At 59.7% G+C, this 26,987-nt stretch carries 23 protein-coding genes; 5 read left to right on the top strand and 18 right to left on the bottom strand.

All coding sequences use genetic code 11. The annotated features are described in order from the left end of the window. The first annotated feature begins 5 nt into the window (after positions 1-5). On the top strand, positions 6-854 hold the full coding sequence (locus AACU78_RS22290; RefSeq protein WP_106578146.1) for a metal-dependent hydrolase: 849 nt from the start codon (positions 6-8) through the stop codon (positions 852-854). On the opposite strand, the gene AACU78_RS22285 is transcribed toward AACU78_RS22290, so the two are convergent. After that, entirely contained in the window at positions 851-2,923 is a 2,073-nt protein-coding gene (locus AACU78_RS22285; protein ID WP_106577842.1) for a PTS sugar transporter subunit IIC/EAL domain-containing protein, read from the bottom strand. The two genes, AACU78_RS22290 and AACU78_RS22285, sit on opposite strands and share 4 nt — an antisense overlap. Before the next feature lie 248 nt (positions 2,924-3,171). Between AACU78_RS22285 and AACU78_RS22280 the strand changes: the two genes are divergently transcribed. From AACU78_RS22280 to AACU78_RS22270, 3 genes are all read left to right on the top strand, one after another. Then, the gene (locus tag AACU78_RS22280) at positions 3,172-4,488 is read left to right on the top strand and encodes a serine hydrolase domain-containing protein (RefSeq protein ID WP_106577841.1); all 1,317 of its coding nucleotides are present in this window, start codon (positions 3,172-3,174) and stop codon (positions 4,486-4,488) included. A gap of 121 nt (positions 4,489-4,609) precedes the next feature. Beyond that, positions 4,610-4,849 (top strand): hypothetical protein, encoded by a 240-nt coding sequence (locus AACU78_RS22275; protein WP_106577840.1) that lies wholly within the window; start codon positions 4,610-4,612, stop codon positions 4,847-4,849. 51 nt (positions 4,850-4,900) lie between these two features. Further along, the gene (locus tag AACU78_RS22270) at positions 4,901-5,230 is read left to right on the top strand and encodes a DUF6388 family protein (protein ID WP_106577839.1); all 330 of its coding nucleotides are present in this window, start codon (positions 4,901-4,903) and stop codon (positions 5,228-5,230) included. Positions 5,231-5,238: 8 nt separating this feature from the next. Here the strand turns inward: AACU78_RS22270 and AACU78_RS22265 are convergent, their stop codons facing one another. The 16 genes from AACU78_RS22265 to tssA all read right to left on the bottom strand — a co-directional run bounded on the left by AACU78_RS22265 (position 5,239) and on the right by tssA (position 25,034). After that, complete coding sequence (locus AACU78_RS22265) at positions 5,239-6,081, bottom strand: serine/threonine-protein kinase (RefSeq protein ID WP_106577838.1); 843 nt, start codon at positions 6,079-6,081, stop codon at positions 5,239-5,241. Continuing rightward, positions 6,078-6,686 (bottom strand): PP2C family protein-serine/threonine phosphatase, encoded by a 609-nt coding sequence (locus AACU78_RS22260; protein ID WP_371924136.1) that lies wholly within the window; start codon positions 6,684-6,686, stop codon positions 6,078-6,080. Before AACU78_RS22260 ends, AACU78_RS22265 begins: the two co-directional genes overlap by 4 nt. Positions 6,687-6,805: 119 nt before the next feature. Then, positions 6,806-10,174, bottom strand: coding sequence for a type VI secretion system membrane subunit TssM (gene tssM / locus AACU78_RS22255; RefSeq protein WP_106577836.1), 3,369 nt, complete (start codon positions 10,172-10,174; stop codon positions 6,806-6,808). A gap of 16 nt (positions 10,175-10,190) precedes the next feature. Then, positions 10,191-11,051, bottom strand: coding sequence for a type IVB secretion system protein IcmH/DotU (gene icmH, locus AACU78_RS22250; RefSeq protein ID WP_106577835.1), 861 nt, complete (start codon positions 11,049-11,051; stop codon positions 10,191-10,193). Between the two features lie 5 nt (positions 11,052-11,056). Beyond that, entirely contained in the window at positions 11,057-12,385 is a 1,329-nt protein-coding gene (gene tssK, locus AACU78_RS22245) for a type VI secretion system baseplate subunit TssK (protein ID WP_106577834.1), read from the bottom strand. Between the two features lies 1 nt (position 12,386). Continuing rightward, positions 12,387-12,872 (bottom strand): type VI secretion system lipoprotein TssJ, encoded by a 486-nt coding sequence (gene tssJ, locus AACU78_RS22240; RefSeq protein WP_106577833.1) that lies wholly within the window; start codon positions 12,870-12,872, stop codon positions 12,387-12,389. A 5-nt stretch (positions 12,873-12,877) separates the two neighbouring features. Then, positions 12,878-14,068 (bottom strand): type VI secretion system-associated FHA domain protein TagH, encoded by a 1,191-nt coding sequence (gene tagH / locus AACU78_RS22235; RefSeq protein ID WP_106578145.1) that lies wholly within the window; start codon positions 14,066-14,068, stop codon positions 12,878-12,880. A 17-nt stretch (positions 14,069-14,085) separates the two neighbouring features. Further along, a complete protein-coding gene (locus tag AACU78_RS22230; RefSeq protein ID WP_106577832.1) occupies positions 14,086-14,217 on the bottom strand; it encodes a type VI secretion protein in 132 nt (43 codons plus the stop codon). 83 nt (positions 14,218-14,300) lie between these two features. Continuing rightward, entirely contained in the window at positions 14,301-15,833 is a 1,533-nt protein-coding gene (locus AACU78_RS22225; protein ID WP_106577831.1) for a sigma-54 interaction domain-containing protein, read from the bottom strand. After that, complete coding sequence (locus tag AACU78_RS22220) at positions 15,830-18,268, bottom strand: AAA family ATPase (RefSeq protein ID WP_106577830.1); 2,439 nt, start codon at positions 18,266-18,268, stop codon at positions 15,830-15,832. Before AACU78_RS22220 ends, AACU78_RS22225 begins: the two co-directional genes overlap by 4 nt. 12 nt (positions 18,269-18,280) lie before the next feature. Further along, positions 18,281-19,288: a type VI secretion system baseplate subunit TssG gene (tssG, locus tag AACU78_RS22215; RefSeq protein ID WP_106577829.1), complete on the bottom strand. Its 1,008-nt coding sequence runs from the start codon at positions 19,286-19,288 to the stop codon at positions 18,281-18,283. Beyond that, on the bottom strand, positions 19,252-21,039 hold the full coding sequence (gene tssF, locus AACU78_RS22210) for a type VI secretion system baseplate subunit TssF (protein WP_106577828.1): 1,788 nt from the start codon (positions 21,037-21,039) through the stop codon (positions 19,252-19,254). Before tssF ends, tssG begins: the two co-directional genes overlap by 37 nt. Further along, positions 21,029-21,430: a type VI secretion system baseplate subunit TssE gene (tssE, locus tag AACU78_RS22205; RefSeq protein WP_106577827.1), complete on the bottom strand. Its 402-nt coding sequence runs from the start codon at positions 21,428-21,430 to the stop codon at positions 21,029-21,031. Before tssE ends, tssF begins: the two co-directional genes overlap by 11 nt. Before the next feature lie 14 nt (positions 21,431-21,444). Continuing rightward, complete coding sequence (gene tssC / locus AACU78_RS22200; protein ID WP_106577826.1) at positions 21,445-22,923, bottom strand: type VI secretion system contractile sheath large subunit; 1,479 nt, start codon at positions 22,921-22,923, stop codon at positions 21,445-21,447. A 27-nt stretch (positions 22,924-22,950) separates the two neighbouring features. Then, complete coding sequence (tssB, locus tag AACU78_RS22195; protein ID WP_106577825.1) at positions 22,951-23,448, bottom strand: type VI secretion system contractile sheath small subunit; 498 nt, start codon at positions 23,446-23,448, stop codon at positions 22,951-22,953. Positions 23,449-23,480: 32 nt separating this feature from the next. Further along, positions 23,481-25,034 carry a type VI secretion system protein TssA gene (gene tssA / locus AACU78_RS22190; protein ID WP_106577824.1) on the bottom strand — a complete coding sequence of 518 codons (1,554 nt, stop codon included), beginning with the start codon at positions 25,032-25,034 and terminating at the stop codon, positions 23,481-23,483. 477 nt (positions 25,035-25,511) lie between these two features. Between tssA and AACU78_RS22185 the strand changes: the two genes are divergently transcribed. Further along, positions 25,512-26,027 carry an Hcp family type VI secretion system effector gene (locus AACU78_RS22185; RefSeq protein ID WP_106577823.1) on the top strand — a complete coding sequence of 172 codons (516 nt, stop codon included), beginning with the start codon at positions 25,512-25,514 and terminating at the stop codon, positions 26,025-26,027. Between the two features lie 54 nt (positions 26,028-26,081). Here the strand turns inward: AACU78_RS22185 and AACU78_RS22180 are convergent, their stop codons facing one another. Then, positions 26,082-26,903 carry an aldo/keto reductase gene (locus AACU78_RS22180; RefSeq protein WP_106577822.1) on the bottom strand — a complete coding sequence of 274 codons (822 nt, stop codon included), beginning with the start codon at positions 26,901-26,903 and terminating at the stop codon, positions 26,082-26,084. Positions 26,904-26,987: the final 84 nt, after the last annotated feature.

The raw sequence follows: 26,987 nt of genomic DNA, 5'->3' as shown, positions 1-26,987 counted from the left end.
CCATGATGCTGCCCATCCGTCGCGATATCCGTTTTGCCTTGCCCGCCGAGCGCATCAAAAACTGGCATGAACAAGGCCCGTTCATCACGCACTTCTTCAACGCACTGTCGCTGCTGTTTCCCCAGGGCGAACTGTTTTTCATGGACAGCGTGCGCCACTACCGCCAGCGCATCGACGATCCGGAGTTGAAAAAGGAAATCCAGGGGTTCATCGGCCAGGAAGCCATGCACAGCCGCGAGCACGTGGCCTATAACGACCTGATGCAAGCTGCCGGCCTACCGGCGCACACCCTGGACCGGCGCCTCAAATTCATGCTCGACCTGCAAAAGAAACACCTGCCACCGTCGTTCAACCTGGCGGTGACCATCGCCCTCGAGCACTACACGGCAATGCTCGCGGAAATTCTGCTCAGCGACCCCACGCGCTTTGGCGAGTCACTCAAGGGCTACCAGCAAATGTGGTACTGGCACGCCCTCGAAGAAACCGAACACAAAGCCGTGGCGTTCGATGTGTGGAACACCGTGATCAAACCCGGGCCTGGGCGCTACCTGCTGCGCACCGGCACCATGCTGACCACCACGGTGTTCTTCTGGCTGGTAGTGCTGGATTTCCACCTGCGCCTGCTGATTGCCGACCGCAAGGCCGGAGGGCACGTGAAGGGTTTCTGGCGCATGCTCAAGTTTCTCTACGGGCCCAAGGGCGTGTTCCCGCGCATGCTGCGGCCATGGCTGCACTACTTCAAACCGGGCTTTCACCCCTGGGACCACGACAACCGCGCGCGGCTGGCGCAAATCGACAAGCTGGTCGAAGAAATCGAGCAGACGCAGCGTGAGTTCGCCGCCACGCCAGCTTAAACCCGAGTGGCCGCACGCTCGCGCACAAAGCGCTCCAGCTGATCGCCGGGCAGCGCCTTGCTGAAATACCAGCCCTGAACAAACAGCTCGGTGCCGGTATTGAGGAAGGCCAATTGCTCGGCGGTCTCCACGCCTTCGACCACCACCCCCAGGTTCAGCGCCTCGCAAAAACGCAGCATGCCGGTCAGCACACGGGCACCTTGGGGGTCGTGCTGGGCCACCACAAAGCTTCGGTCGATCTTGATGAAGTCCACCGGAAACTGGTGCAGATAGCTCAACGCGGAAAACCCGGTGCCGAAGTCATCGATATAGACCTTGGCGCCCATCGCCTGCAATTTCTGGATCGTCTGGCGCGTGGCCGGAACATCGCGCACCAACGCATCTTCGGTGATCTCCACCGACACTTGCCCATGGGCCTGGGCGAGAATTTCCACCAGGCGCTCGCCATAGGCAGCATTCGTCAGGGTGGCACTGGAAATATTGATGGTCATCGGCAGGGCAAAGCCGACTTTCTTCCAATGCTGGTACTGGCGCACGGCCTGGGAGGCCACCCAGACATCCACGTCCGGCATCAACCGCGCCTGCGCCAGCCACTGCAGAAACTCCCATGGCGAGTGCACCGTGCCCTGGCTGTCGCGGGCGCGCATCAGTGCTTCGCAGCCGGTGCACAACCCGGTGCGGGTGGAGACCTGAGGCTGGAATTCAAGGTAGAACTCATAATCGCTGATCTGCTGGATACGGGTCAGTTCGACGGCCTGGCGTGCCAGCGCCCTGTGGGACGCCAGCACCGGGTCCAGTTCCAGCAGCCGGCCCTTCTCCTCCAGGCCGCGAAAGGTCATGTCCAGCGACTTGAGGTACACCGTGCTGGCGTCGCTGGACTGACGATGAATTGCGCGCACATAAGGCGCATACACCAGCGTGCCGATGCCCAGCAGCGCCACCTGCAGCACCACGGCCGCCATGTCGCCGTGGGTACTGAGGTAGGCGTTGAGCAACACCGGTGCAGTAAACGGTACGCTGGCCACAGCCGGTGATACCCAGCCCAGGTGTACCGCCGTCAGCGCCAGCATGGCGTTGAATGCCGGCACCAGTAAAAACGGAACGAACAAGCGCGGATTGAGAATGATCGGCAAGCCGAACAGCAGCACTTCGCTGACATTAAATAGCGATAACGGCAGACTGGCCATCGCCAGCAGGCGCATGGACTGGCTCCTGGAAAACAGCAGGATTGCCAGTAACAGGCTCAGTGCACCGCCCGACCCACCAATAAACGCGAAACACCCCAGCAGGCCACTGTTGAGCGCGTATTTGATCGGCTCACCTGCCCCCAGCGCGGCGCCATTGAGCAGCACAGCCTGGTCCAGCACATCGAACAGCGGCTGCAGGGCATACACGCCGTGGATGCCAAAAAACCACAGCAGAGAATTCATCAGGGTCACAAACAAGCCACTGCCATACGGCGATTGCAGTGCATCGAGCACCTGCGGCCCTTGCAACTGCGCCACGGAAGGTATCTGCAACAGCAACGACAACACCCCCACCAACGACAGCGCAGTGATAGCCCCCGGCACCACCATGTTGATGGTGCCCCGCAGGTTATGGCCCACCAGGTCTTCGTTGACCAGACGCGTCCAGCGAAAGCGATGCAGCCAGGCCACCGCCGGTACATTCAGCAACGGCGAGGCGATGGCGATAAACAGCACAAACGTCGCCGACGCCCGCGGGTAATCGCGCAAGACGAACGTGGCGACCACCACATGCGCCAGGCACAGGAACGCCACCGGCAATTGTGGCAGGCGATACTGGATCGCCAGCATGTAACCAATGGAGGCGGCCACCAACAACGGGATCACCGAGCTGATCTGGTTGTGCAGCCCAGACAAAAAGGCCACTACCTGCGGATCAAACCCCAGCACCCTGGCGCATTCAGAAAGAATCAGGAAACCGGCCGACACCAGCAAACACGGCAAAATCCACAACAGGCCTTCACGGATGGCCCGTAACGACTCCGTGCTGGCCAAGGCCGCAAGGCGCTGAGTGAGGAAAAGTTTGAACAGCGTTTTCGCCATGACCCGTCCCTCTGCCCATCGCCCTCTGCCCGTGGTCGGCAGCCTCGATATCCCTTGCAACGCTACACGGCCAGAGACCGGGAGCGAAAGGCTTTTGCCGTGACACCAGCAATTATTCAGAATTAATTTAACCTCCCTGATCCTTGTCGGTCAGGGTGATTAAGCTCATCCTTTGCAGCTTAATTCTCGAACGGACTCGAGCCCAGGCCTTGCTCCGTCCGCTTTATACGACATCAAGGTGCCTGCCGATGCGACCCATCCTGCCGCTGACTTTTGTATTACTGGTTTTTTCAAGCGCCGCCGTCTACGCCAGCGTTACAGATTTTCCTGACGCCCAGGCCAGTGATCCTGCTCGCCTCAAATGGATGGTCGGCGCCCCACCGCCACCGGACCGCACCGTGCGTTTTGACGATGGCAGCTATTTTCGCTTCCCGGCGATGCGCTGGAGCGTGGCGAACTTTCGCCAACTGATACCCACGCTCAATGTTCCCCGTGGGCTCGGCGCGCCCTTGCCGCTGCCCCGGCAGCTCGACCCACGAATCGATGCGCTGCCCGTCGTGCCTACCGGCGCCAGCCAACCACTGACGTGGCGCCAGGCGCTGGATGCCACCTACACCGATGGCATCGTGGTATTGCGCCGTGGGAACGTCGTGTACGAGCGCTACTTCGGCGTGTTGACTGACGATGGGCAACACGCGGCCATGTCCGTCACCAAATCGGTGGTAGGCACACTGGGCGCGATGCTGGTGGCTGACGGCACCCTCGATGCGCGTAGGAAAATCGCCGACTATGTGCCCGAACTGGGCCAGTCCGCGTTTGGCAGCGCCACACTGCGCCAGGTCCTGGACATGACCACGGCCCTGGATTACAGCGAAGACTATGCCGACCCCAACGCGCACGTCTGGGCCCATGCACAGGCCGGCAATCCACTGCCCAAACCCAAGGACTACACCGGGCCGCGGAGTTATTTCGAGTTTCTGCAAACGGTGCGGCAACGCGGTGAACACGGGCAGGCATTTGGCTACAAGACGGTGAATACCGACGTGCTTGGCTGGGTGATCGCACGCGTCACCGGGCGCAACGTCGCGCAACTGCTCAGCGAGCGCATCTGGAGCCGGCTGGGCAGTGAACAGGACGCCTATTTCACCGTGGACTCCATCGGCACACCGTTCGCCGGTGGCGGCTTGAACGCCGGGCTGCGGGACATCGCCCGTTTCGGTGAAATGCTGCGCAATGGCGGCCGCTTCAATGGCCAGCAGATCGTGCCTCAAAGCGTGGTCAAGGATATTCGCCAGGGCGGCGATAAAGAGGCTTTTGCCAAGGCAGGCTATAGTCAACTCAAAGGATGGAGTTATCGTGCCATGTGGTGGGTCAGTCATAACCCCGATGGCGCCTATATGGCCCGCGGCGTCCACGGCCAGAGTATCTACATCGACCCCGCGGCCGAGATGGTGATTGTGCGCTTTGCTTCCCATCCGGTTGCGGCCAACGCCGCGAACGACGGTGTCACCTTGCCGGCCTATGCGGCACTGGCACGCTACCTGCTCGAAAACCCGGGCACCTGAGCAACATCCATCATCGGGCACCATGATCTGCGCCAAGTCATGAGCCTCCCTCAAAATGTACTATCGGCGTGTTTTGGCTCCCGTAGGAAAAGGAGCCCGACATCAAGGAGAACTGTTCAAGATGCAATACAAGCTGTCCCACAACCTGCGTCCACTGATGTTCAACGCCCTGCTGTGGGTAGTGGGCGTCACCTTGCTGTTCATGGCCAGAAATGTGATCGAGCGCCTCACCGGGCCCGTCGAAGAAACCTGGCTGGACTTGGATCTGGCGGTGATGCTGGGTGCCTACGTGTTATTTTTCCTGCTTGAGCCGATACGAAATCGCCTAAGCCGCCGCTTACGCAAATACCTGCGCCGCTGAACACCTCACCACAGGTCCGCTACCGGCGCCCGAGCCCCCAGGAGTTTTACCTTGTCCCAACCCGGCGATAACCACCAGCGCGCCCTGGACAGATTCTTGACCGAACATCCAGAGGTGGCCACGCAGCTGGACACCCTGAACCCGCTGGCTGCTCAAGCAAAGCGCGAAACCCTGGAGCAGTATCGCGCCGAACGCCTGCATGAAGCCTTCGAAGCCGAAGCTGAACGACAGAACCTGTTTGCCTGGGAGCTGACACTCAAGTTGACGGCCGATTCACCCGAGGCCTTCGAAGCCCAGCGCCTTGAAGTGCACAAGGAAGTCGCACAAATGGCCGGGTTGAGCTGGGCCGACTACTGCCAACTGCATGGCCTGGCCCATTGAGTATTGGGTTACAGCCACCCGCGTCGAGGCTGGTTGGCTATCGCTTCGCGTAACTCGGCGACGCTCAGCTCTCGACGTTCAGGGTCAACCGCCAGGGCCGAGAGCAAGGCTGGCCAGCAGCGCTTGGGCAGTTGCCGAGGCCGAACCAAGGTGTGCATGGGCTGACGCCCATCCAGGCGTTGGCCATGGGCCAGCTCGTACACTACGCAGGCCACGCCATATAGGTCGGCGGCGGTGCTCAGCGCCCCGCCGGCGAGTAATTCCGGGGCAACGTACGCGGGTGTCCACGCGTTAAAACGGTCGCGATTCAAACTCGGCAACCCCGCCGCCCCCGGCACCTGCGCATGGCCCAGGCCGAAATCGAACAACCGCACACCTTCTTCGCTGACCATGACATTGGCAGGCTTGATATCGCCGTGCAGTACGTTTTGCTGATGGATGTAAACCAATGCATCCAAAAGCTGTAAGACCATCGGTTGCAGTTCTCGCCAGGGCAACCCAGTGGGGCACTCGGGCAGCAGCCGGTCCAGCGTGATGCCATGCATCAGTTCCATCGTGAAAAACGCGGCCTGGCTGGTTGTATCAACCTCGAACGAAAATGCCCGCACCACACCGTCGTGGCGCAGGCTGCGGGTCAGGGAAAACTCGCTGTACAACAGCACATGCGCGTCCGGGCACTCAGACACAGTCTCGCCCAGCAGCTTGATTGCCACGCTGGAGCAGGACGCGCCAAATTGCTCGTGCAACAAGTCACGAGCGCGATAAACCACGCCCATCCCGCCCCTGCCCAACTCGCGTTCGAGGTGATAACGCCCGGCGAGTAGGCCGGGCGCCATTGATGTGTCATTCATGGCTGTACCACCACGGCGGTCAAATCATCCCGCGCGGGCCTGCGCAATACCGTCGCAAATAAACATTCCAGCACCTGCTGCGGCGTTCCCACGCTCAACGCAAGTCCCAGGTCTGCGTGACTGAGCGCCTGATACAACCCATCGCTGGCCAGCAGAAATACGTCCCCTGGCCGGGTGCTGAGTTCCAGCACCTCAAGCTGCAGCGGCGTTCGTGCACCGATGGCCCGGGTCAATGCCCTGGCCTCCGGGTGGGCTCGAGCTTGCGCCACACTCAATTGGCGCTCATCCATGAGGCGCTGCTGCAGTGAATGATCACGCGATAATTGGTAAAGCCTTTGTTCGCGCCACAGATAACATCGACTGTCCCCTGCCCACACACAGGCGGCGCGCCCCTGCTCGAGCAGCAATGCCACCACCGTACTGCCCATCGTGACACCGCCCCGCGCGTCAGACCGGTTACCCGCCTTCGTCAACTGCTGGCTGACCTGTTGCAAACGTTGCCGAGCCGCGTTGACGCGCTGATTAAGGTCACCTGTGCCAGACAATGAAGCGAGACTGCGGACCACCCATTGGCTAGCCACATCACCGCCCTGGTGACCGCCCATGCCATCCGCCACGGCCCAACAGCCATGTCGCGAACCGTCCAGGAATGCATCTTCGTTACGCGGCCGGGCCTGCCCCTGCTGTGTGCGCCCGGCACTGCGCCACTCAATAGGCGGGTTGCTCACAGTTGCTCAGGCAGGCGGAAAGTGCGCCACGCCTCCATGTCAAACGGGCTGGGCGTACGCTGACTGGTCAGCAAGTAATTGGCCCGCAGCCCGGCAAGGTCGGCCTTGAATATCAGCGCATGCCTGCCGGTCGCCGGCTCTCGCTGCATCAAGTCAAAAAACCTGAACAACGACCAGGCGCCGGTATCTTTCTCGATACCCACGGGACGTTGCTCCGTGCCCCGCTCCAATACCAGGCTGCTGCGACCGTTGTCGGCCTCCATCGGCCAGTCAAACACCATGGGCACGATGGGACCATGGCGGTATTCCAGCTCCTTATCGCCAAAGCGCAGGGTCGCCCGGCTTACCGACTGATCCAGGCTATAGGGCGCCACGGTAAATCGAACCGACACCTCACCCTGTGGCTCAGTGAAAAACACCTGGCGGATAACCTCGGCTTTCGTCAGTTGATCCAGCACCGAACGCGAAACCGGCAAGCCACTGCCATCCAGACCACGCAACCTGTAACGGTTGCCGTCAACGCTGACGAAAGGCCGCAGGTAGCTTTCATAAAAGCGCGCCATGACGCCCTGGGGTTTGAAGAACTCTTGAAAATCATTAAGGGCAACATCGCTGCTCGCATGAGCATCGAACGGGTAACGCTGGCGGATCGCCTTGGCATACAGTCCATACACTTCACTGTGATAGCGCTGATTGACGTGCGCGTAGGCCCCGTCCGACAGGTGACGCCAACTGTTGTCAGCCACCCCTTCAAACCAGCCTGCGAGCGGCAGCGGTAACCGTGCAGCGGCGTCACGCAGAGTGCCGAGCACATCCTGCTGCCCCTCCATTCGCCGCTTTACCCGTTGAAAAGCTGCCTGCTCGGGCGAGCTCTCGCGGTTGAGCGCAGCCAGTTGCAGGTGCAGCTCGTCGAGCAGGCGCAATGCCTGCGTCAACTCGACGCCCGGGTTGTGCTGCTCGTCGAGCAACTGGTGCAGTGGCTCAAAGCGTCGTTGCAACGCTCGGCGGGCAGAGTCTGGAAGGACCGCTTTCGCCCCTTCAGCCACGGCCGTCTGAGCGATTACCCCCAACGCTCCCGTCTGAACGGGTACGTTGGCCAAAGCGTCATGACCGGGCAGCAAACGCGTGTTTTCTCGCAACAGCAGCAACAATTGCATCAGCGGCGACTGCGCAGACGTCAAGCTCGCGAGCTGTTCGGCATCCTGCCTCAAACTGTCACTGTGTTGCAGGCTGACGCGGCCAAGGGCGGCACTCCAGGTATCGGCATATTCGCTGAAATAGCGCTGCTGCAGCTCAATCATCAGCCGCCGCAAGTCCATGGCACTGAGGTCGGCGCCCTCCCCCAATACCCAGTTGTCCTGCGCGATGGCATTCACCAGCCGCGGCCCCTGTGCCTCGAAGTACTGCCAATACCTTTTGGTGTAAAACCCGGGAACAGGCGGATCAATACCTGCGAATACCCTGCCCTCGGCAAGTCGCAAAGGCTCGAGGTTGCGTGATTGCTCGCGCAACACCCGGTAAACCACATCTGCCAGGGACTCACCCCGCAACTCTTCGCGAGCCTTCGCCACGAGGGCTTCATCGAGCGACGCAGTGAACGGTTGCTCAAGCAGCCGCGCCAAGTGTTCATTCAGGCGCTTGTGCAGCGACGCATCACCTGGATAACGCGCAGACCAATGGTCTGCCATATGCTGCGCCAGCCACCCGGTATCCCGGCGCTCGCGCAGATTGAGCATCAGGTAGGCGCGCAGGTTTTCCAGCAGTCGCTCACGATTGCCAAGGCTGGTGCGTACTTGCTCCTCAAGCACTATCGTTAGCCGGTCCAGTAACAGCTGCTGCACGGCCAGCTGATACGCGTGGGTCAAGGGTGGACGGCTCAATTCACCCTGATAAAGGCCGGCGCGCTCGACAAACCGCGCGTCTTCTGTTGCAGGGAAAACCTGCGTTGCCGCCCAGCGGGCATCCAACAGCGCCAGCAGTGTGAGGGTGTCGTCAGCACTCTGCGCAGCGGGTGCGGGTTGCATCGCCAGTGCAGCCACTTGCGCCAGGCGCTGCTGATTGACGGTGTAGCTGTGCGTCCACAGCCAGCCTGCGCTCCCGATAACCAGCACAACGGCCATGGCCAATAACCCCTGGCGCAAATGGATGCGCCGCTGCTCCGGGGTCTGCAGACCGGCGAGGTCTGCCTCGGCAAAGATCACCCGACTGAACAGGCCCTGCACGAAATGACTGTGCCTGTCGCCGGAGCAGGTCAAATAGAAGCCCCGCAACCCGCTGATGCGCTGATAACGATGTGCGGAGAAAGCCGACTCCACGAACAGGCACAACCGCTCGCCGAGTTGGGCCGCCTGCTGGGGGAAGTCGAGCATAGGGCCACGGCGCTCGACATTGCGCTCCTGATGCAATCGCGTGATCAGTTCACCGCTTAAACGCTGTAGCAGCTCGTCGAACGCCCGGCGCACCTGTGCGATGTCAACGCCGCCCTTGCCAACATCGAGTGGCTGGCCAAGCACGCTGTCTGCCTCTTCTCCCTGAGGCGCATCAAAGAACTCGGCAAACCCCGGCACGCGGTCAGCCTGGGTCAACACCAGATAGATGGGAACGTCCACGTGCAACGTTTGCTGAACCTCTTGCAGGCGTGAGTGCACTTGGCGAGCCTGCAGGTCCAGATCGTGCTCATTACGGCCCAACAATGTTTCAACCGACAACGCCACCACCACACCATTAAGCGGGCGCACTCGGCGCCGCTGCCTGAGCAGACGCAACAGCATTGACCAGCCAGCGGCGTCTAGCGTGCTGTCAGGTTGCGTCAGGTAACGACCGGGGGTATCGATAAGTACGCCTTCGCCAGCGAAATGCCACTCAGCATGAGCCGTGCCTGCCACCGCCATTGCGTCTACGCGATCAAATGGCAGCTGTAAGCCCGCCGCCGCCAACAGCCGCGTCTTGCCACTGCCCTGCTCGCCGATCAACAGGTACCAGGGCAATTTATTACGCCATCGCTGATTGTGCCCTGCGTACCGCGGCGAGGTTTTCAAGCGGTGGACGGCCTCTTTGAAGCGACCGCGTACCTGTCGCTGTTCGTCCTCAACCCATCCCAGTTGCTCATGGCGTGCCAGGCGTTCAGGTCTCTTGAGCTCAGCTGCACGGCGTATGCCGGCAAGGACCATCGCCAGCCCCCACAGCAGAAACAACACGCTGATAGTGACCAGGCGAGCACTCGCGCCTTGCCAAAAGCGGTGATCATCCACGGCCAGCAGCGGTCCGAAACACCACACCAACACCGCGCAGGAAAGTACCAGCAACAAGCTCCAGACCCAAATCGTGCCCAGCACGGTGCGCGCGCTCTTGAAGAATGCGTTCATTCATTGCTCCCAGCGTTTACAAGGGCGTCTGAGTCAGTTCCGACGCCGAAAATTGAAAGGGTTGCAGCGCTCGCGTGGCTTCTTCGCCCAGCCGCCAGGCAAATCCTGTGTACATCGCCAACAAACAGGCCAGGGTAAAGACTGCGACCCAAGTCATCGGGATAACGGGTAATCGTTTACGTCGCGCACGCCCTGCTCGCGTCGGCTGCAAAGGCGCCGACAGTGGCTCGCCTCGCACGTGCCGGATCTGTCGGTACAAGGCATCGCGCACGGCTTCAAGTTGGCTGACACCTCGCTCCATGATTCGGTATTTGCCTTCGAACCCGATGGAGAGGCACAGGTACATCAGCTCCAGCATCACCAGGTGCTTGACCGGGTCGCGGGACAGCCGCTCCAACAGTTGGAAGACCTTCTCCCCACCGAAGGTTTCGTTGTGAAAGCGGCTCAGAAGGCTCATCTTCGACCAGTCACTGCGGCTGCCCCACGCCGTGGTCACCACGGCTTCATCGACGACGCTGCACAACACATAACGTGCCGACATCACCTGGCTGCTCTCGACACCACTGTGCAAGGCGCGGGCTTCAAACTGAGTGATCGCCAATACCATCTGGTCGTTGACCGTGCCCAAGCTTTCGCGGCCAGAGGCGCTCTTGAGCTGAACCACTTGCGACAACAACGCCCATGCGGCCTCAACGAGAGGGTTGAACCCCATCTTGAAGCGCGGGGTTCCTCGCTCATGGGCGGCGTAGATCATTCGATCTTCCAACTGCTCAAAGCGCGGCGGCGCAGGGAAGTCCGTTATTGGGCTGTTTCCCGGCCCACGGCCCTGATGGTCGAGCAAAACAGTCTTTTCATCCTGCAGGTATTCACTGTCCATTGTGTTCAGTTCCTGATGGCCCAGAAGTTGAGTTCGAGCGCTGTAAATTCACCGCCTACATGGAAGGCGAAACCACCCGACTGCTCCAGCTGCGTGATGTCGCGGGCACTCAGATCCAGCATGAAATAGGTTTTGCCGGCATGAAACGGAATCTGCCGTGGCGCCACAGGCAATGGCTTGACCTTGATTCCCGCCAAGTGCAAGTTGACCAGCTCGCGTATGCGCTCCACCGGCCCGACCTTCAAATGCGAAGGCAGGCGATGGCGCAATTCCTCCGAATCACACTGAGCAGTGGCCGCCAGAATAAACGTCGCAGTGCCGAGCAATTTCAGGTCGCTCACCGGGCATACCAACACCCCGTATTGGCGTTGCTGCAGCGTCAACTCGATGGCGTGTTGCTCAAGCACCATTGACAGCACGCCACGCACGCCCTCCATCAACCCGCGAAAACTTTCTCCCTGGTCGTCATGTCGATAACGCACATCCAGGTGCGCACGTTTGCTGTCGTTGGCGAACGTAGATAACTCACCGAACAGCGACAGTAATGCCAGGAACAAGGCTTGCGGGCGCACGTGGGTCTGGCTCAGCCAGTGACGCAATTCCAACTCGGTGCGATTGATCAATTGCAGCATCAGAAAGTCGCCGATTTCCGTGCCTGCGGCGGTGCCTTCACCCCGAATACGTGCTGCAATGGCATCCCCCCGGCTGGAGAGCAGGCTGATCACTTCCTTGAGGCACGACGGCAAGTACCCGTGGCCCTGCAGAAAAATGAAGGAGGGAATGAAGTCGGTGTCCAGGCTCACGCCGCCTTCATCGGTCGACTCCAGCACCTGGGCAATCTTGAGTTTGACGAAACTCTGCTCGCTCGGAGGGTCGCCCAGCAACAGACGCAGGTCAGGACGCGCGCAACTGATGTGACACCGGGAGTCGACACCGGCATTCGAATCCCCCACCTCGATGTCACACGCCAGATAGCGAGCCAGGACGTCGGTCTGCTGCTGGCGGCGAACCTCGGTCTGATTGCCGGTATCCAGCGGCAGCGCGAGATAAATCGCCTGTTTGCCGGCGTTGGCGGGCACCTGCAAGACCAGCGGTTCCATCGTCCCGCCCAACTCGAACAGACTACCGTCCGGCAATACGCCACTGGCCTGGTTGACCACCACCTTGCCGAAATTGAGGTATTGCAAATCGACTTCCAGCGTCAGAAACCCCCACGCATCAGCCCCCAGCAAGCGCGTCCGATTGAGCTGCTGGTGGTAATAGCGATCGTTGTGCTGCAGATGCTGCGGCCGTAACAGCATGCCTTCCTGCCAGATGACTTTATGAATCTGCATATCATTCGGACTCCTGGCCATGCATGGACGAAGAAACGCGGATACCCGTCTGGTCCAGCACAAGATCGGCACGCGTTAACTGCTGCGGGGTAATGGGCACGACCCACCGCCATTGAACATGGGGCAGATCTCGATACGCCGCCAGCACGCCCAAGAAACGCGTGCCTGGTTCGAGCCCGAGCTTGAGCGCCAGCCGCTCACCCGGGCGCAGTTCAAGTTCCTCACTGCGCAGCCAGTCCTTGGGCAGCGATTGCTCGGCATTGCTGTACAGACTGAAGAAGTCGGCATTCTCAAATGCCACGGCGTGCCGCAACTCGATCAAGTGCACTACTACCGGAGATGGCCTGCCGTGAAGGTCGGGGTTGACTTGCTCACTGGCGGCCAGCGCCATGTCCAGCTTGGTCAAGGTAGAAAACGGCGACACGCTGCTGCAGCCGGCCAACAGGCCGAGCAAAAGCAGCGTGGTTGCAAGCGCGGCTCGAGACATAATGTTCATCCTGGATAATCGACGTGCAAGGTTGAGATCAAGCGAACCTGCTCTTCGTAAGCCTTGGCGAAGTCACTGCCTGGCAGACGATCGGTGAACTGCTCATCCTCGAGCAAACGCTGGTAGTGACGCTGATAAGCCCGCCAATACCCACCGTCGGTGAAAAGTCGGCGCCGTTGCCCCTGGTATTCGAAGCATGTCAGCAGATGACCCGGGGCAAAGGCGCTGCGCGTAGTGCGCAGTGCATTGCGGCAGGCCGCCAGCAACGCAACCTGATGAACTTGCATATCCCGGTGGGCCTGGGTGATGGCGTGTTCGGCCGGCAACTGGCCAAGATCCTCCGCGCCTAGCAGCATCGCCATTACAGCGTCGGTTTCGACGCTGTCTCTAAGAGGGCTCCGGCGCCTTTGCAGCGTCTCGAAAAGCGGCAGATTCATCTCGTTTTTGAGCTCTTCACAAGTCCGCAGACTTTGTTGCAGCCCCTCTACCTCCATACGCAGCAGGCGCGCTGCTCTGATCGCCAACGCCTCGCGACCCGTCGCATCAAGGGTTTCCAGGCTAATACCCAGTGCCGTCGCAAACTGCTCCCAAAAAACGTCGCGGCCTGCTGCAGGCATCGCATCGGGGCGAATCGGGACGGCTTCCAGAGCGGGTACAGCTCGCCGGGGTAACGCCAGATGATCCCTGTTGGTTACCCGATCGTCGGCCCACGGACCAGTCGTGTCGCCCTCATCTGCCAATGCCTCCAGGTCCTGCGACGTGGTCTGACGCTGCTGCTCGACATCGAGCGCTTGAATAGGGTCCAACGCCAGGTATGCATCATCGGGAATCAGTCCTGTGTTGGCGTCCCATTGCTCACCGCAAGGCTGCATCGACGCCACCAGTTTCGCCCGAATCAACAAGGTACCCAGTTGAAAAACGTCGCCGTCACTGATCAATCGCGCCTGCCCCTTGCGCAGACGTTCGGCGCTGCCGGCTACGCCGATACCGTTGCTGCTGATATCCGTCAATAGGTATTGGCCCTCACGATAGGCGACCAAACCATGGTGACTGGAGAGCAGACGGCTGGCGTCCGGAATCACCCAGTCACACCCGGCACCACGACCGATCACACCGCCCGCAGCGGAAAAAAGCTTGCGCGCCGTGGGTGCGCGGCTTCCGTCCTCGGTACCCAAAAGCTCAAGCATAAGTTGCATGGTCAGCCTCTCCCCTTTCACTGGCCACGAGTGATCGCCTTGGGCTCACCCAGCGGGCGGTAATCAGCGTCGTCAAACACGTAATTGGCGCTGCAGCCACTCAGCAGACACAACACAAGCACAACGGCTTGCCACGGACGATCAGGCATCAGGTTTCTCCTACTGAGATAAGGTTGCCCAGCTCGAGTCGGCACAGGCGTCGGTCAAGCATGGCAATGCAGAAAAGCAACATTCAGCCCTCGCCTCTGGCATCGTCGAAAGGAATGTTCAGGCGCGCGAGACGATAGAGCAGCGTGCGCCGAGCAACTCCCAGTTCACGGGCAGTGCGGGTTCGATTGCCCCGGTTCTTGTGCAGGCAATCAATCAGAAATACGCGTTCCACCCGCTCCATCCGCTGGCGTAGCGTCACATCAACGGCGTCGGTTGCATCCGAGGCCAGTGGTAACGACAAATGCGCCGGCAGAATCACACCGTCGTCACACAGCAGCACTGCGCGCTCCACCAGACACTTGAGCTCGCGGACATTGCCGGGAAAGCCGTGGCTCGACAGTTGATCGAGGGCCGTATTGGACCAGTCGACAGGCGCCCGACCCAGCGCGGCACACGCCTTGTCGGCGAAGTGCCGCGCCAGCTGCAATACATCGCCATCGCGTTCACGCAAGGCAGGCAATTGAATGGGGAACTGTGCAATTCGGTAATAGAGGTCTTCACGAAAACTGCCTTGCGCCACCATCGCAGCGAGGTCGCGGTGGGTCGCGGCGACGATGCGCACGTCAACCTTGTGCGCGACGCTGGCGCCCAACGGGCGGATCTCGCCCTCCTGCAATACCCGCAGCAACTTGGCCTGCAATGACAGCGGCATGTCGCCGATTTCATCCAGCAGCAAGGTACCGCCATGCGCGGCGTCGAACAGCCCCGCATAGTTGCGCTCGGCACCGGTGAATGCACCTTTGCGGTAGCCAAACAGTTCGCTTTCGAGCAAACCTTCTGGAAACGCAGCGCAATTTTGCACCACGAAAGGCTGCGCACTGCGTGGCCCGGCCGTGTGAATCGCCCGCGCCACGACCTCTTTACCGGTGCCGGTCTCGCCACGCAACAGCACCGTATAAGGGGTCTGCAGGACTTTGCCGATCAGGTGGCAAGTTTCTTCCATCGCGGTGCTGTTGCCGATCAAGCCATAGGCCCCCGCGGTCGACACACCGCGCGATGAACGGCTAATGACTGACGCAGGTTGCATGCGACGCAACATAAGCAGTTGGTTCACGGCGAAACCGCCGAGTTGCCCCAGCGAGGGCGCGTACCCCATCAGTGGCGTCGCCCGCCAGCTCGCGCACAGGAGTACACCTGTGACCGCATTGGTGCGGTTGAACAGCGGAACACACAACAGCGCCCGCCAAGGTGCCTGCGTCGCTGGCAAAAAGCCGATGTCATAGAGGCTGCTTCCCACATCATCGAGGCTCAGGCAACAACGCTTTCTCAGGACGTAGTGCAACAGCTGCTGGTTTTGCACCACCGGACGTGAAGTCGGTTCGCCGCCCGGCAGCGCCTCAGACAAATGTTGAGCAATAAGCTCGAATTGGTCGGTCACTTCATCAACCAGATACAGCTGAGCGAGCTCACAGTGGCTCAGGTGCGCAGCGCTCACAGCACATAGGCCTGGCAACGTCGTCGGGTCATTTTCCTGGCTCACGCGGATGAAGCCGTCCAGCAAGGCTGCGGCATACACCAACGGTTCGGCCACTTGGGTGAACAGATCGTTCGTCATTGGCCGAACTCACAGCTTGGCAGGCCATTGGCATCCAACCCTGCATGCACCCACGACAATGCTTCATCCGTGGCCATGGCACTCAGAACGCGATCAACCATTTGCGGCAGCAAGTAGCGCTCGATCCATTGATCGATGTACCGCGCACCACTGTCACGGTTGGCGCAGCGCTCGGCCATGTGCGCGATCAACTCAGGTGAACACGTCAGGGTCAACTTGCGCCGATGCAATCGCTCACCGAGGCGCGCCAGTTTGAGCCTTACCACCTCATGCAGGACTGGACCGGCAATCGGGTAATACGGCACGACACGCATCCGGGCCAACAGCGCCGGTTTGAAGTGGCTACGTAACACGGGCTGTATAGCATCCTGCAACACCTGGGCCTCAGGCCGCCGACCGGTTTCACAGAGCGCGTTGATGCAGTCGCTGCCAAGGTTGGAAGTCATCAGGATCAGCGTGTTGCGAAAATCTATTTCTCTGCCTTCGCCATCGTTGGCGCGGCCCTTGTCAAAGACCTGGTAAAACAGGTTCAACACCTCGGGGTCGGCTTTCTCGACCTCGTCGAGCAGTACCACTGAATAAGGCCGTTGGCGCACAGCCTCGGTCAGAACTCCACCTTCGCCATAACCGACGTAGCCCGGTGGCGCACCGATCAAACGGGACAGTGCGTGCTTCTCCTGGTATTCCGACATATTGATGGTGGTTACGAACCGCTCACCGCCATACAAAAGCTGCGCCAATGCCATTGCTGTTTCGGTTTTGCCGACGCCACTGGGTCCCACCAGCAGAAACACACCCACCGGCGCATCCGCGTTGTTCAGGCCCGCAGCAACCGCTCGCAAGGCACGATCAAGCACCTGCACGGCATGCTCCTGCCCCAGGATGCGCGTGCGCAGGGCAGCGGCAAGACTCAATACCTTTGCGTTGGGCTCAAGCGCCAACTGCTCAACCGGAATTCCGGTCCAGGCACTGACGACCTCGGCGATCAAACGCGGGCACACCTCAAGTTTGTCCGATGACTGGCCAGCCTGTTGAATCCGCTGCTGCTCCAATACCTGACATTCCTGCTCGATGGCGTCCAAGCGTCGGCCCAGCGCTTGCAATGCTTGAGCATCCACCGGCAGCCCCGCCTCGGCGTCCCGGCTTAACGCCTCATGTTGCCGCCTGCCTTCAGCCCTTTCCGTGTGCAGGTTCTGCAGCGCCTCCGGGGGCATTGCCTGACGCGTGCGCACTCGTGCGCAGGCGGTGTCCAGCACATCCACGGCCTTGTCCGGCAGCTGGCGGCCCGACAGATAACGAGCGCTCAGGTGTGCCGCCGCTACGACGGCATCATCGCGGACGTAGACACCATGGCTTGCCTCATAAACCGGAACCAGGCCGCGCAGGATCGACACGGCTTCCTCGACGCTCGGCTCACCGACCAGCACTGGCTGGAAACGTCGCGCCAACGCCGGGTCTTTCTCGATGTATTGCTTGTATTCCGACCAGGTGGTGGCCGCAATGGTGCGCAGAGCGCCTCGAGCCAACGCAGGCTTAAGCAGATTAGCGGCGTCAGAACCGCCTGCCGGGCCTCCCGCGCCGACCAGCGTATGGGCTTCGTCGATAAACACGATCACGGCCTGCGGCGAGGCGTTGACTTCATCAATCACGCCTTTAAGCCGTCGCTCGAACTCGCCCTTGAGGCTGGCACCCGCTTGCAGGAGCCCCATGTCCAGGGTCAGTACGCGAACCGCCTTGAGGGCATCGGGCACCTGCGCAGCGACAATTTTCAGCGCAAGGCCTTCGACAATTGCGGTTTTTCCTACCCCGGCCTCCCCGACCAGGATCGGGTTGTTCTTGCGGCGTCGCACAAGGATGTCGATCAGTTGCCGAATTTCCCCGTCGCGACACAGCACCGGATCAATCAGGCCTTCACGTGCCTGGCCTGTGAGGTCATGGGTAAAACGCTGCAACAACGATTCTGTCGCCAACGGCTCGGTCTCAGGTGCCTGGCTCGCGAGAAAATCCCGTACACGCTCTGCATCCAGGCGGCCCAACACGGCCTGATAGCCAGCACCAGCGTACTCCAGCGGATGACGCAACAGCGCCAGCAGCAGGGCGCCCTCATCCACAGAGCGTTGCCCCAGCTCGAGATGGGCAACCATCAACGCTTGTTGCAACCAATGCACCAGCGCCTGAGAGAAGACCGGATTGCGGGTTGCGCTTTGCTCACTTCTTGGCTGCAACGTTGCTTGCAGCGCGCTCATCGGCACGTCAGCGTCGGCCAAGGCCTTGGCCAGCAGCCCGCCGGGCTGCTCAAGCAAGGCAAGCAGCAAGTCTTCGACGAGCACTTCACGGCCACCGCGGGTTACACAGCGTTCCGAAGAGCGCTCCAGGTCGCGACGTACCGGGGGTGTCAGCGTACGTATGAGCTGTTGCAGGTCCACATTGATCATAATCATCCGTCCCTAATGAAAGTTGCCAGCAAACGTGACCACGCCATCGGCTTGCTCATGGTCCAACCAGCTGGTCCAGCCCAGGCGACAGACATTGCGCGCACCGATATGCAGGGCTCTGATTTCACCGGCGGCAAGCACCAGGCGCAGGTCGTACTCCAACGGGTCTCGCATGGTTAAACGCACCAGTGAACACAGGGGCTGGTAGCCCTTCCCCGTGGGCAGGAACGCGTGAAACTGCTGCCAGCTCAGCGCCAGGACATGCACCCTGAACTTTGCGCTGCGGTCGCTGACCTGATGCCCCAGCACCAGGTTTTCACCGAGTTCGCAGCGGGTGATACCGAGGCAATTACGCTGAAAATCGGCAACCTCCACGCGGCGCTCAACCCATTGTTCGATGAACACCGGGGCATGCTTGAAGTAGTAGCGCAGTACGGCCTCGATCAAGGCGGCAGAATGCACGCGCATACTCAACAGCCCCAGGTAAGGCAACAGGCGTTTGCAGTCCAATTGCGCGCTACCTCGTATCGCGTTGCCGCCCAAGCCGATCAGCGCAAACATCTGCTCAGAAAACGCATCGCTCGCGCCAGTCTGGAAACACGCTCGATAGCGATATTTACGCCAGATCGGCCACATCAGCCGATGCAGTCGGTGGTGGAATATGTCGAGGAAGTCGCGAGTGGGGTTGCCACCGGACAGCTCGGCAAACGCCTGCTCTGCATAAAACGCTGGCAGCGGTGACCCGGCTCCGACCAAACCCAATATGTTGAGCCGCAGGCGAGCCCGTAATTGCCCGTGCTCCATAAAGAACGCCACGCGATCGATATCGTGGCCGGCAAACCCCAGACCTGGATTGGCCTGAAATTCCAGCAGGTCGTACAGCGCGTCTTCGTCCATCAGCGGATGAGCTTCGCGCAATCGCTCAATCACCTGCTCAATTGCCTGGAACAGTGTGTATTCACGAATGCCGCAACAGAGCGCATTCAAAGCAGGGGCTGTTGCCCCATGCGGGATGGCCATAGGTACACGTCTCCTTGTGTGCTGATGACTCGTAACTCGTGATAAGAGTTGAGGCTGGCGTAGAGCGCAAAGAACTCATTGAGGACCGAGGCGAACACAAACAGATCGCCCTGACCGAGAAACCCCTGGAGGTCGACTGTCAATTCCACACGTAGGCCGCGAATGGGTAACCCACGGTGCAGTCGGTCAACGGGCTCATGGCGAATGGACTGCAGCGCACCGAGTCTTGTCTGACTGACCTTTTGCGCCTGCCGATCGTGATAGCGCGGCAGGTCATAGGTTTCGAGAATCACCTTCAAGGCGTTGATATCGGTCAACGACAGATAGTTGAGCGACATATTGCTGATCAGCTTCCACAGGAAATCCTGGTCCAGCGGCGGCGCGAAGCTCGCCGTCGGCGCCGTGATGTTGCGAAACGTCAGTGATTCCGGTGCCTGCTCGCAGGGTTGGTTGATGTCGCCTGGTTGCAATTGCCGAGGCAGGTTGCAGTTGGTGCACGTCATTTCGATCGACAACGTTTCCTGGCCTTTACCTTCGCGACTGCCAAACCCCATCCAGGTGTCGAGCCCCCCATGCTGCGGCGAAGAGCGCTGGCGAATGCTGTAGCTGGCCGGCGCTGCAGACCGATCAACGTCCCAGTCATGCTCAAAGGATTCGAACGGCACATAGGCCTGGTAACCCAACCCGCCAGGGCGCCAGCCAGTGACACTGTCGACGGAAAACACAGCGGCATTGCCCGGGGTATATTCCCCCGGCACCAGAAGGTACTCGTCCTCTTTTCCATTCAGGCGAATGGGGACGGCATCATGTTTGAACAAGTTGGCAATGGGCGTGCAATACAACTTCACGTTGTCCAGCGTGGGCTGTTGCAGTTCGTGTCCGTGTGTGCGCAGTTCAAAGCGCAGCACCATGCCGCGGACCTGGCCGAGCCGCTCAGGGGCAAGTGTATGCAGGACACTCAGCCCCTCGATATCGACAAACAGGTACTTCTCGGGGAAGGCGAAATACTCCTGCAGATGGCGGTAACCGCGAAACGTATTTTCTGGATACGGTATCAACGCCTCGTCTTGCGAAAACCCCACCGGCTTGACCTGGTTGGCGCCCAGCCGCAGCGTCATGGGTTGCCCATCGTTACCCGTGACCGGCAACCCCTCGCCATCCAACAACAGCAAGTGGATGCCCTCCAGACGTCGCAGCAAACTGAGATAGAGCCACTGGCTTATATAGCGGTCACCCGACAGGTGCAGTCGCAGTGATTCAAAGGTTAACTGGCTGAAATTACCCTCGACACTCATGTCCACATGCAAATCCAACCATGCCCCGTCACCCTGGCACTTGTAGTCCAGACTTGTGAGTTGCAGTGGCATGACATCCGTGGTGTAGCACGTCCTGAAGCGACACCGCTCGCCTTGGATCAGAACACTTTCTACCGCCGTATCACGGGCAACCCGAACGGCGGGGCCAGCACGTCTCAACGGGTCAAATTGCAGGATGCTGAAGGCGGGTATTGGCCGCATGTAATTGGGCCACAGCAAATGCATCAAGGAATGCGTCAGCTCCGGCAGCTCGTCGTCGAGCTTCTGGCGCAGGCGACCGGTCAGGAACGCAAACCCCTCCAGCAATCGCTCAACATCCGGGTCCTGGCCGCTTTCAGCCAGAAACGGCGCCAATGCGGGATTACGCTCGGCGAAACGCCGCCCGAGTTGCCGCAGCGCGCTGAGCTCGCTTTGGAAGTAACGGTTAAAGCCCATCGGCGCAGACCTCAACCCGCCCGCCATCCACCAGGCGCGCATGGAACACAACGGGCTGTGTAATACCGTTAACGATCAGCGCAGCTTCGATCGCGAACGCCAGGGCCAGAGGATCAGTAGCACGCGGCAGCACTTTGACTTGTACATTTGCCAGTCGCGGTTCGTAGGCACGGATGAATCGCTCGATCAAGGCGCGTGAGCGGATCAAGGACTCGTGCAGGCTAAGCCGCATGTCATTGAGATCGGGCAAACCATAGTCGGGCAGTGTCTGAACACTGCCTGCCCGGGTGCTGAGCATTTTCCCCAGGTGTGCGGCGACGGACGCCACACTGCACCGCTGGGTTGATGCATCGCCTTCGAGGCGTTCGAAAAGGCTTACGTTAGGGGGCATCCGCCGGCTTCTGCTCATTCTTTATCGAGCTTGCCGACCAGGGACAACGTGAAGTCAGCCCCCATGTACTTGAAATGAGGGCGCACGCTCAAGTTGACCCGATACCAGCCTGGCTCCCCGTCGACATCACTGACAACAATGCGGGCTGCCCGCAATGGCCGGCGACCGCGCACTTCGGCACTGGGGTTTTCCTGATCGGCCACGTATTGGCGAATCCACTTGTTGAGTTCCAGCTCCAGGTCCGTGCGTTCTTTCCAGGAGCCCAATTGCTCGCGCTGCAAGACCTTGAGGTAGTGCGCCAGACGGTTGACCACCATCATGTAGGGCAACTGGGTGCCGAGCCGGTAATTGAGTTCGGCTGCCTTACCCTCTTCACTGATGCCGAAGGTTTTGGGTTTCTGGACGGAGCTGGCCGAAAAGAACGCCGCGTTGTCACTGCCCTTGCGCATGGTCAAGGCAATAAACCCTTCTTGCGCCAGTTCGTATTCGCGCCGGTCCGAAACCAGTACCTCCGTAGGAATCTTGGTTTCGATCTCGCCCATGCTCTGAAAATGATGCAATGGCAGGTCCTCTACCGCGCCGCCACTTTGCGGGCCGATAATGTTCGGGCACCAGCGAAAGCGCGCAAAACTTTCAGTCAGGCGCGTGGCAAAGGCATAGGCAGTGTTGCCCCAGAGGTAGTGCTCGTGGCTGTTCACCACGTTCTCTTGATAGGCAAAGGTTTTAACAGGGCAATCAATCGGATCGTAAGGAGTTCGCAGTAGAAAGCGCGGCACGGTGAGGCCGATATAGCGGGCGTCTTCGCTCTGACGAAAACTTTGCCATTTGGCAAACTGCGGGCCTTCGAAATGGTCCCTGAGATCCTTGAGGTCAGGTAATCCAGTAAAGCTTTCCAACCCGAAAAAGGCCGGCCCCGCAGCAGCGATAAAGGGTGCGTGGGCCATGCAGGCAACGCTCGAAGCGTATTGCATCAACTTCACATCAGGCGCACTGGGTGAAAGGAAGTAATTGGCGATGATCGCGCCCACCGGCTGGCCACCAAATTGTCCGTACTCGGCGCTGTAGATATGCTTGTACAGCCCGGACTGGGTAATTTCCGGCGAGTCTTCAAAGTCATCCAGCAGGTCCTGACGCGAGACATTCAGCAGCTCGATCTTGATGTTTTCTCGAAAATTGGTGCGGTCGATCAGCAACTGCAGGCCCCTCCAGGAAGCCTCCAGCGCCTGGAAATCCGGATGATGAAGAATCTCGTCCATTTGCTGGCTGAGCTTGGTATCAATCTCGGCGATCATCCGGTCGACCAGGCGTTTCTTCACTGGCTCAGCGCTGTTATGGGGTTTGAGCAACTCTTCGATGAAGGCCGACACGCCGCGCTTGGCAATGCCGTAGGCCTCGTCGTCGGCGCTCAATAGTGTCTGGGCGATGATAGTGTCGAGGATGCTGCACTCGCCGGTAGCTTGGGCAGGCTGCAGGTTTTGTTGGGTGGTCGTCATGGTGTCAGTGTCCTTTTACTGAAAAGTTCAGGTGGTCGGGCCGCTCAGCCCCAGCTCGGCGAGTACGCGCGCACGAGACTCGTCGTCGGCCAGCGCCTGCTCAATGGCTTTGCGAAAGCTTGGTGTGTTACCCAGCGGGCCCTTGAGTGCCATCAACGCTTCACGCAGTGCCATCAACTTTTGCAATTCGGGTATTTGTTCAACCAGGTTTGCGGGGTTGAAGTCCTTCATCGCGTTAATCCGAACCTCGACGGACAGTTCCTCGATGCCACCCTCCTCCTGCAACCGATTCGGGACGCTCAATGTCAAGCTCAGCGCTTGTTTGGCCAACACCTCGTCAAGGGTGTTTTTGTCGATACCAATGGGCTTTCGATCCTCAAGCTTGCGCGGATCTTCGCGCTGGCTGAAATCCCCCAGCACCAGCAACTTCAGTGGCAGTTCGACTTCCTCCTGCACACCGCCAATGGCAGGTTTGAAGGTGATATTGATACGTTCCTTGGGTGCTACCGAACCGTCTTTGAGCATGGTGTTTCTCCTTTTTCGGTGGGCTCGCGAGCCTAATCAAGTACCGCTTCAAGATCGAAGTGGCACAACCTGCGATGGGTGACTTCCTTGCGTTCGCGCACGGCATGGTCTTGTGGCAAAAGGTCGTAACAGCGATACAAGAGCCGGGAGACGTGAAAGGCCAGTTCTGGCTCCCAGCGCTCCAGGCCCGCCTGTTGTAATTCAAGGTCCAGTTGTTCGAGCTGGATCCTGCCCAGTTCGTGTTTGCCCGCTCGTATGCATAATCGGGCCAGCGCCAATCGCCAATGGAAACGGGTCCGGTCACCGCGGGCGGCGTGAAGTCCTTCTTTGAGCGTGGCAATTGCCGCCTTCAGACCCTCCTTGCGCAGCCTGGACATAACGGCCTGCAAGGCCACCTCCCAGGGCTCGTTTCCGGTATCAGCGGCGGCGTTTAAAGGCTCGGCTTTATGGACGTGGCGAAGGACGTGGAGCGTTATCCAATCGCACGTCGCGGGGTCGGCAAATGGGGTGCCGTCATCAAACCTGAACTCCGCGAGGCTCGGCAGGCGCTGCAACAACAACGCAAAATTCATTTCCAGCTCGGTCATGGCCCACTCTGCCTCCAGGGCTTGGAGGCACTCCCAGGCCATACGCAACCCATCAAACCAGAACAATGCACCAGCCAGACTCGCTTCAAGCTCAAGCAAAAGATCGGCGTGAAGACCTTGGGTGAGACGGCTCTGGTAGCGTTTGAGTTTGTCGTGAGGAAGCCCACGCAAAGCGGTTATCCGCTCACTGTTGGCGTCGGGATAGTTGGTGATCGCAAGCCAGGCCAGGGTGCGGCTCAGGCGCAAGGCACGCAGATCAGTGGCACTCTGGCGCAGCCACCAGGCGCACAGTGGCCGAGCCTGCTCCTGCAACGCCCGCAACAGTTTTTGCGCGTCTTTTTCGTTGTTGACCGGCTGTTCAGGCCTCAACAGCTGCGTCGCCACCTGCTTGACCTGAGCGATGGCGCCCGCAACACCACGCGGCTCGGAACCGCCCTGCAGGGCAAGCGCCAAACGCTCTGACAGTTGTCTACGGATCGGTAACAACAAGGGCGCGTCGTCCCCCAGGTGTTCACGCCACAGCTCGTCGAGGCTTTCCAGGTGCTCCAGGAGCGCCTGAAACAATGGCACTTGATCAGTAAGCGAGAGATGCTTGGTGAACAGGGGGTCAAGCCGCAACACCAGCCAACCCAATGCGGCAATACGCGTACGTGATTTAGCAGGGTAGACAATCGCCCAGTGGTGCTTGCACAGATGAAGCAGTACACCGAGGCCCGCCAGAAGCCCGGGGAATGAATCGCGCTGGTGCAACGCCCAGGTCAACCAGACGGCGACGCGCAGATCCTTGGAGTGCTCACGCAAAACCCGCTCGCCTAGCTCGCTGACGCGCTGCCAGTCCGGCAAGCCAGCACCGTGTATCGAATGTGCTTTGCCGAGTTCGGACTCCAGAGCTTCATACTCACTCGAAAAGCGCATATCACAGCCGGCAAAACCCTCTGACGAGCAGGGTAAGCGTGCAAGTTCAAGGTGATAAGCGTAGAGCGTGTCTGAATAAACCATTCCGGGCCGCACATAACTATTCAAGGCAGGAGCGGCAAACTAATCGCAATCAATATACGCATTAGAAGGCCAATTAATCTTCGTTCAGCACGTGACGAAGTAGGCGAACCTTAGCCATACACGAATCAATCCTCAAGCGGTCAGCCCGCACTTAAGCAATTTCCTACAAAGCTAATAAAAACAGGCCTGCGCAGCTATTTGCACACTTCACGAACTTTAATAAAGCCAAATACCCTGCGCATCCGTGCATTCATTTAATAAAACAGCATGAGCAACTAACTGCGCACACTCGCGCAAACATCCACACTAAAATCGGCACCAACCGACGACAACCTTTATATATTTAAATCAACAACACTCCGCGCCCCTTTATTTCATTGACTCTCGTCATTTCAGGCACGCTTTTTGTTATAGGCCATTGCCCGCCGGCAAACACGCCGTCGGGACTACCTACTCAATCAGGCAAGGAAACCAGTCATGCCAACACCCGCGTACCTCACTATCACCGGTGTCAAGCAAGGCTTGATCACGGCAGGCACATTTACTCAGGACTCGGTAGGCAATATTTATCAGGAAGGTCATGAGGATCAGATCCTCGTGCAGGCGTTTGCCCACCAGGTGATCATTCCCCGCGACCCGCAATCGGGCCAGCCGACCGGCCAACGGGTTCACAAGCCGCTGATGGTCAGCAAGGTCTTCGACAAGTCCTCACCGCTGCTATTCAGCGCACTGACCACGGGTGAAGAAGTGTCATGTCGCCTGGAATGGTTCCGTACCTCCTCGGCTGGTACCCAGGAGCATTACTTCACCACCGAACTGGAAGGCGCAACCATCGTGGACATTCAATCGCGGATGCCCAATTGCCAGGACCCGGACAACGCTCATTTCACCCATTTGGAGGATGTGTATTTCACTTACCGCAAGATCGTCTGGACCCATGAAGTCGCCGGCACGTCAGGCTCGGACGACTGGCGTAGCCCAGTAGCCGGCTAACATCGGCTCAGGCAGAAGCGGCCACCAGGGACGGCGCCGCTCCTGCTTGGTCGGCTAGACCATTGCCAGCGGATGCTTGCGCTTGGGTGCGCCGAACACGCGGTCGATCGCGTCCAGATCGTGCTCATCGAGCTTGAGATTCGCAGCACCGGCATTGAGCCGCACATGTTCGGGCGTCACAGCCTTGGGGATTGCAATCACGCCGTCCTGACGCAACACCCAGGCAAGGGATACCTGGGCGGGCGTAACCTCATGGCGACGGGCAATCTGCTTGAGCGTCGGACTGGACAACAGCTCACCCCCCTGGGCGATCGGGCAGTAAGCCATCAACGGCAAATGGTGCTGTTGCCACCATGGCAGCAAGTCGAATTCGATACCGCGCTCTTCGATGTTGTAGAGCACCTGGTTGGTTGCACACGCCGGGGACGCAAGTTCCTGCAGGTCTGCCACGTCAAAATTGGAGACGCCCCAACGGCCGATCTTGCCGGCCTGACGTAATGATTCGAAGGCTTCGACGGTTTCTTCGAGGGGATACTGGCCCCGCCAGTGCAACAGATACAGGTCGATGTAATCAGTACCCAGGCGTTGCAGGCTGGCTTCGCACGCACGGGGCACGCCCTTGTGACTGGCATTGTGCGGATAGACCTTGCTGACGAGGAAGACCTGATCACGTTTACCGCGAATGGCTTCGCCGACCACTTCCTCGGCTCCGCCTTCGCCATACATTTCGGCGGTATCGATCAGGGTCATGCCCTCGTCGATACCCAACTGCAACGCAGCGACTTCGGCGCTGCGCCGGTCCGGGTTTTCGCCCATGCGCCAGGTCCCTTGGCCGATGACAGGGACGGGAACGCCGGCCAGATCGATGGTGCGCATGACAACCTCCTGATGAGTTCGCGGATTAACAATGTGGCATTGGGCGGACAAAAGGGTTCAATCGAAGTATGGTTGCCCTCTGAA

Source organism: Pseudomonas sp. R9.37, from assembly GCF_963878885.1.
Classification (GTDB): Bacteria; Pseudomonadota; Gammaproteobacteria; order Pseudomonadales; family Pseudomonadaceae; genus Aquipseudomonas.
The sequence above is the reverse complement of the archived record's forward strand: the minus strand, read 5'-3'. Positions and strand labels throughout refer to the sequence as shown.

Bases quoted from the DNA above. Each gene is read 5' to 3' on its own strand.
- tssF (WP_106577828.1), bottom strand. From the start codon at position 21,039: ATGGGCTTTAACCGTTACTTCCAAAGCGAGCTCAGCGCGCTGCGGCAA.
- AACU78_RS22220 (WP_106577830.1), bottom strand. From the start codon at position 18,268: ATGATCAATGTGGACCTGCAACAGCTCATACGTACGCTGACACCCCCG.
- tagH (WP_106578145.1), bottom strand. From the start codon at position 14,068: ATGCAACTTATGCTTGAGCTTTTGGGTACCGAGGACGGAAGCCGCGCA.
- AACU78_RS22275 (WP_106577840.1), top strand. From the start codon at position 4,610: ATGCAATACAAGCTGTCCCACAACCTGCGTCCACTGATGTTCAACGCC.
- tssB (WP_106577825.1), bottom strand. From the start codon at position 23,448: ATGCTCAAAGACGGTTCGGTAGCACCCAAGGAACGTATCAATATCACC.
- tssA (WP_106577824.1), bottom strand. From the start codon at position 25,034: ATGGTTTATTCAGACACGCTCTACGCTTATCACCTTGAACTTGCACGC.
- AACU78_RS22185 (WP_106577823.1), top strand. From the start codon at position 25,512: ATGCCAACACCCGCGTACCTCACTATCACCGGTGTCAAGCAAGGCTTG.
- AACU78_RS22280 (WP_106577841.1), top strand. From the start codon at position 3,172: ATGCGACCCATCCTGCCGCTGACTTTTGTATTACTGGTTTTTTCAAGC.
- icmH (WP_106577835.1), bottom strand. From the start codon at position 11,051: ATGGACAGTGAATACCTGCAGGATGAAAAGACTGTTTTGCTCGACCAT.
- AACU78_RS22230 (WP_106577832.1), bottom strand. From the start codon at position 14,217: ATGCCTGATCGTCCGTGGCAAGCCGTTGTGCTTGTGTTGTGTCTGCTG.
- tssJ (WP_106577833.1), bottom strand. From the start codon at position 12,872: ATGTCTCGAGCCGCGCTTGCAACCACGCTGCTTTTGCTCGGCCTGTTG.
- AACU78_RS22225 (WP_106577831.1), bottom strand. From the start codon at position 15,833: ATGACGAACGATCTGTTCACCCAAGTGGCCGAACCGTTGGTGTATGCC.
- tssK (WP_106577834.1), bottom strand. From the start codon at position 12,385: ATGCAGATTCATAAAGTCATCTGGCAGGAAGGCATGCTGTTACGGCCG.
- tssE (WP_106577827.1), bottom strand. From the start codon at position 21,430: ATGCCCCCTAACGTAAGCCTTTTCGAACGCCTCGAAGGCGATGCATCA.
- AACU78_RS22265 (WP_106577838.1), bottom strand. From the start codon at position 6,081: ATGAATGACACATCAATGGCGCCCGGCCTACTCGCCGGGCGTTATCAC.
- AACU78_RS22180 (WP_106577822.1), bottom strand. From the start codon at position 26,903: ATGCGCACCATCGATCTGGCCGGCGTTCCCGTCCCTGTCATCGGCCAA.
- tssM (WP_106577836.1), bottom strand. From the start codon at position 10,174: ATGAACGCATTCTTCAAGAGCGCGCGCACCGTGCTGGGCACGATTTGG.
- AACU78_RS22285 (WP_106577842.1), bottom strand. From the start codon at position 2,923: ATGGCGAAAACGCTGTTCAAACTTTTCCTCACTCAGCGCCTTGCGGCC.
- tssG (WP_106577829.1), bottom strand. From the start codon at position 19,288: ATGGCCATCCCGCATGGGGCAACAGCCCCTGCTTTGAATGCGCTCTGT.
- AACU78_RS22290 (WP_106578146.1), top strand. From the start codon at position 6: ATGCTGCCCATCCGTCGCGATATCCGTTTTGCCTTGCCCGCCGAGCGC.
- tssC (WP_106577826.1), bottom strand. From the start codon at position 22,923: ATGACGACCACCCAACAAAACCTGCAGCCTGCCCAAGCTACCGGCGAG.
- AACU78_RS22260 (WP_371924136.1), bottom strand. From the start codon at position 6,686: ATGGGCGGTCACCAGGGCGGTGATGTGGCTAGCCAATGGGTGGTCCGC.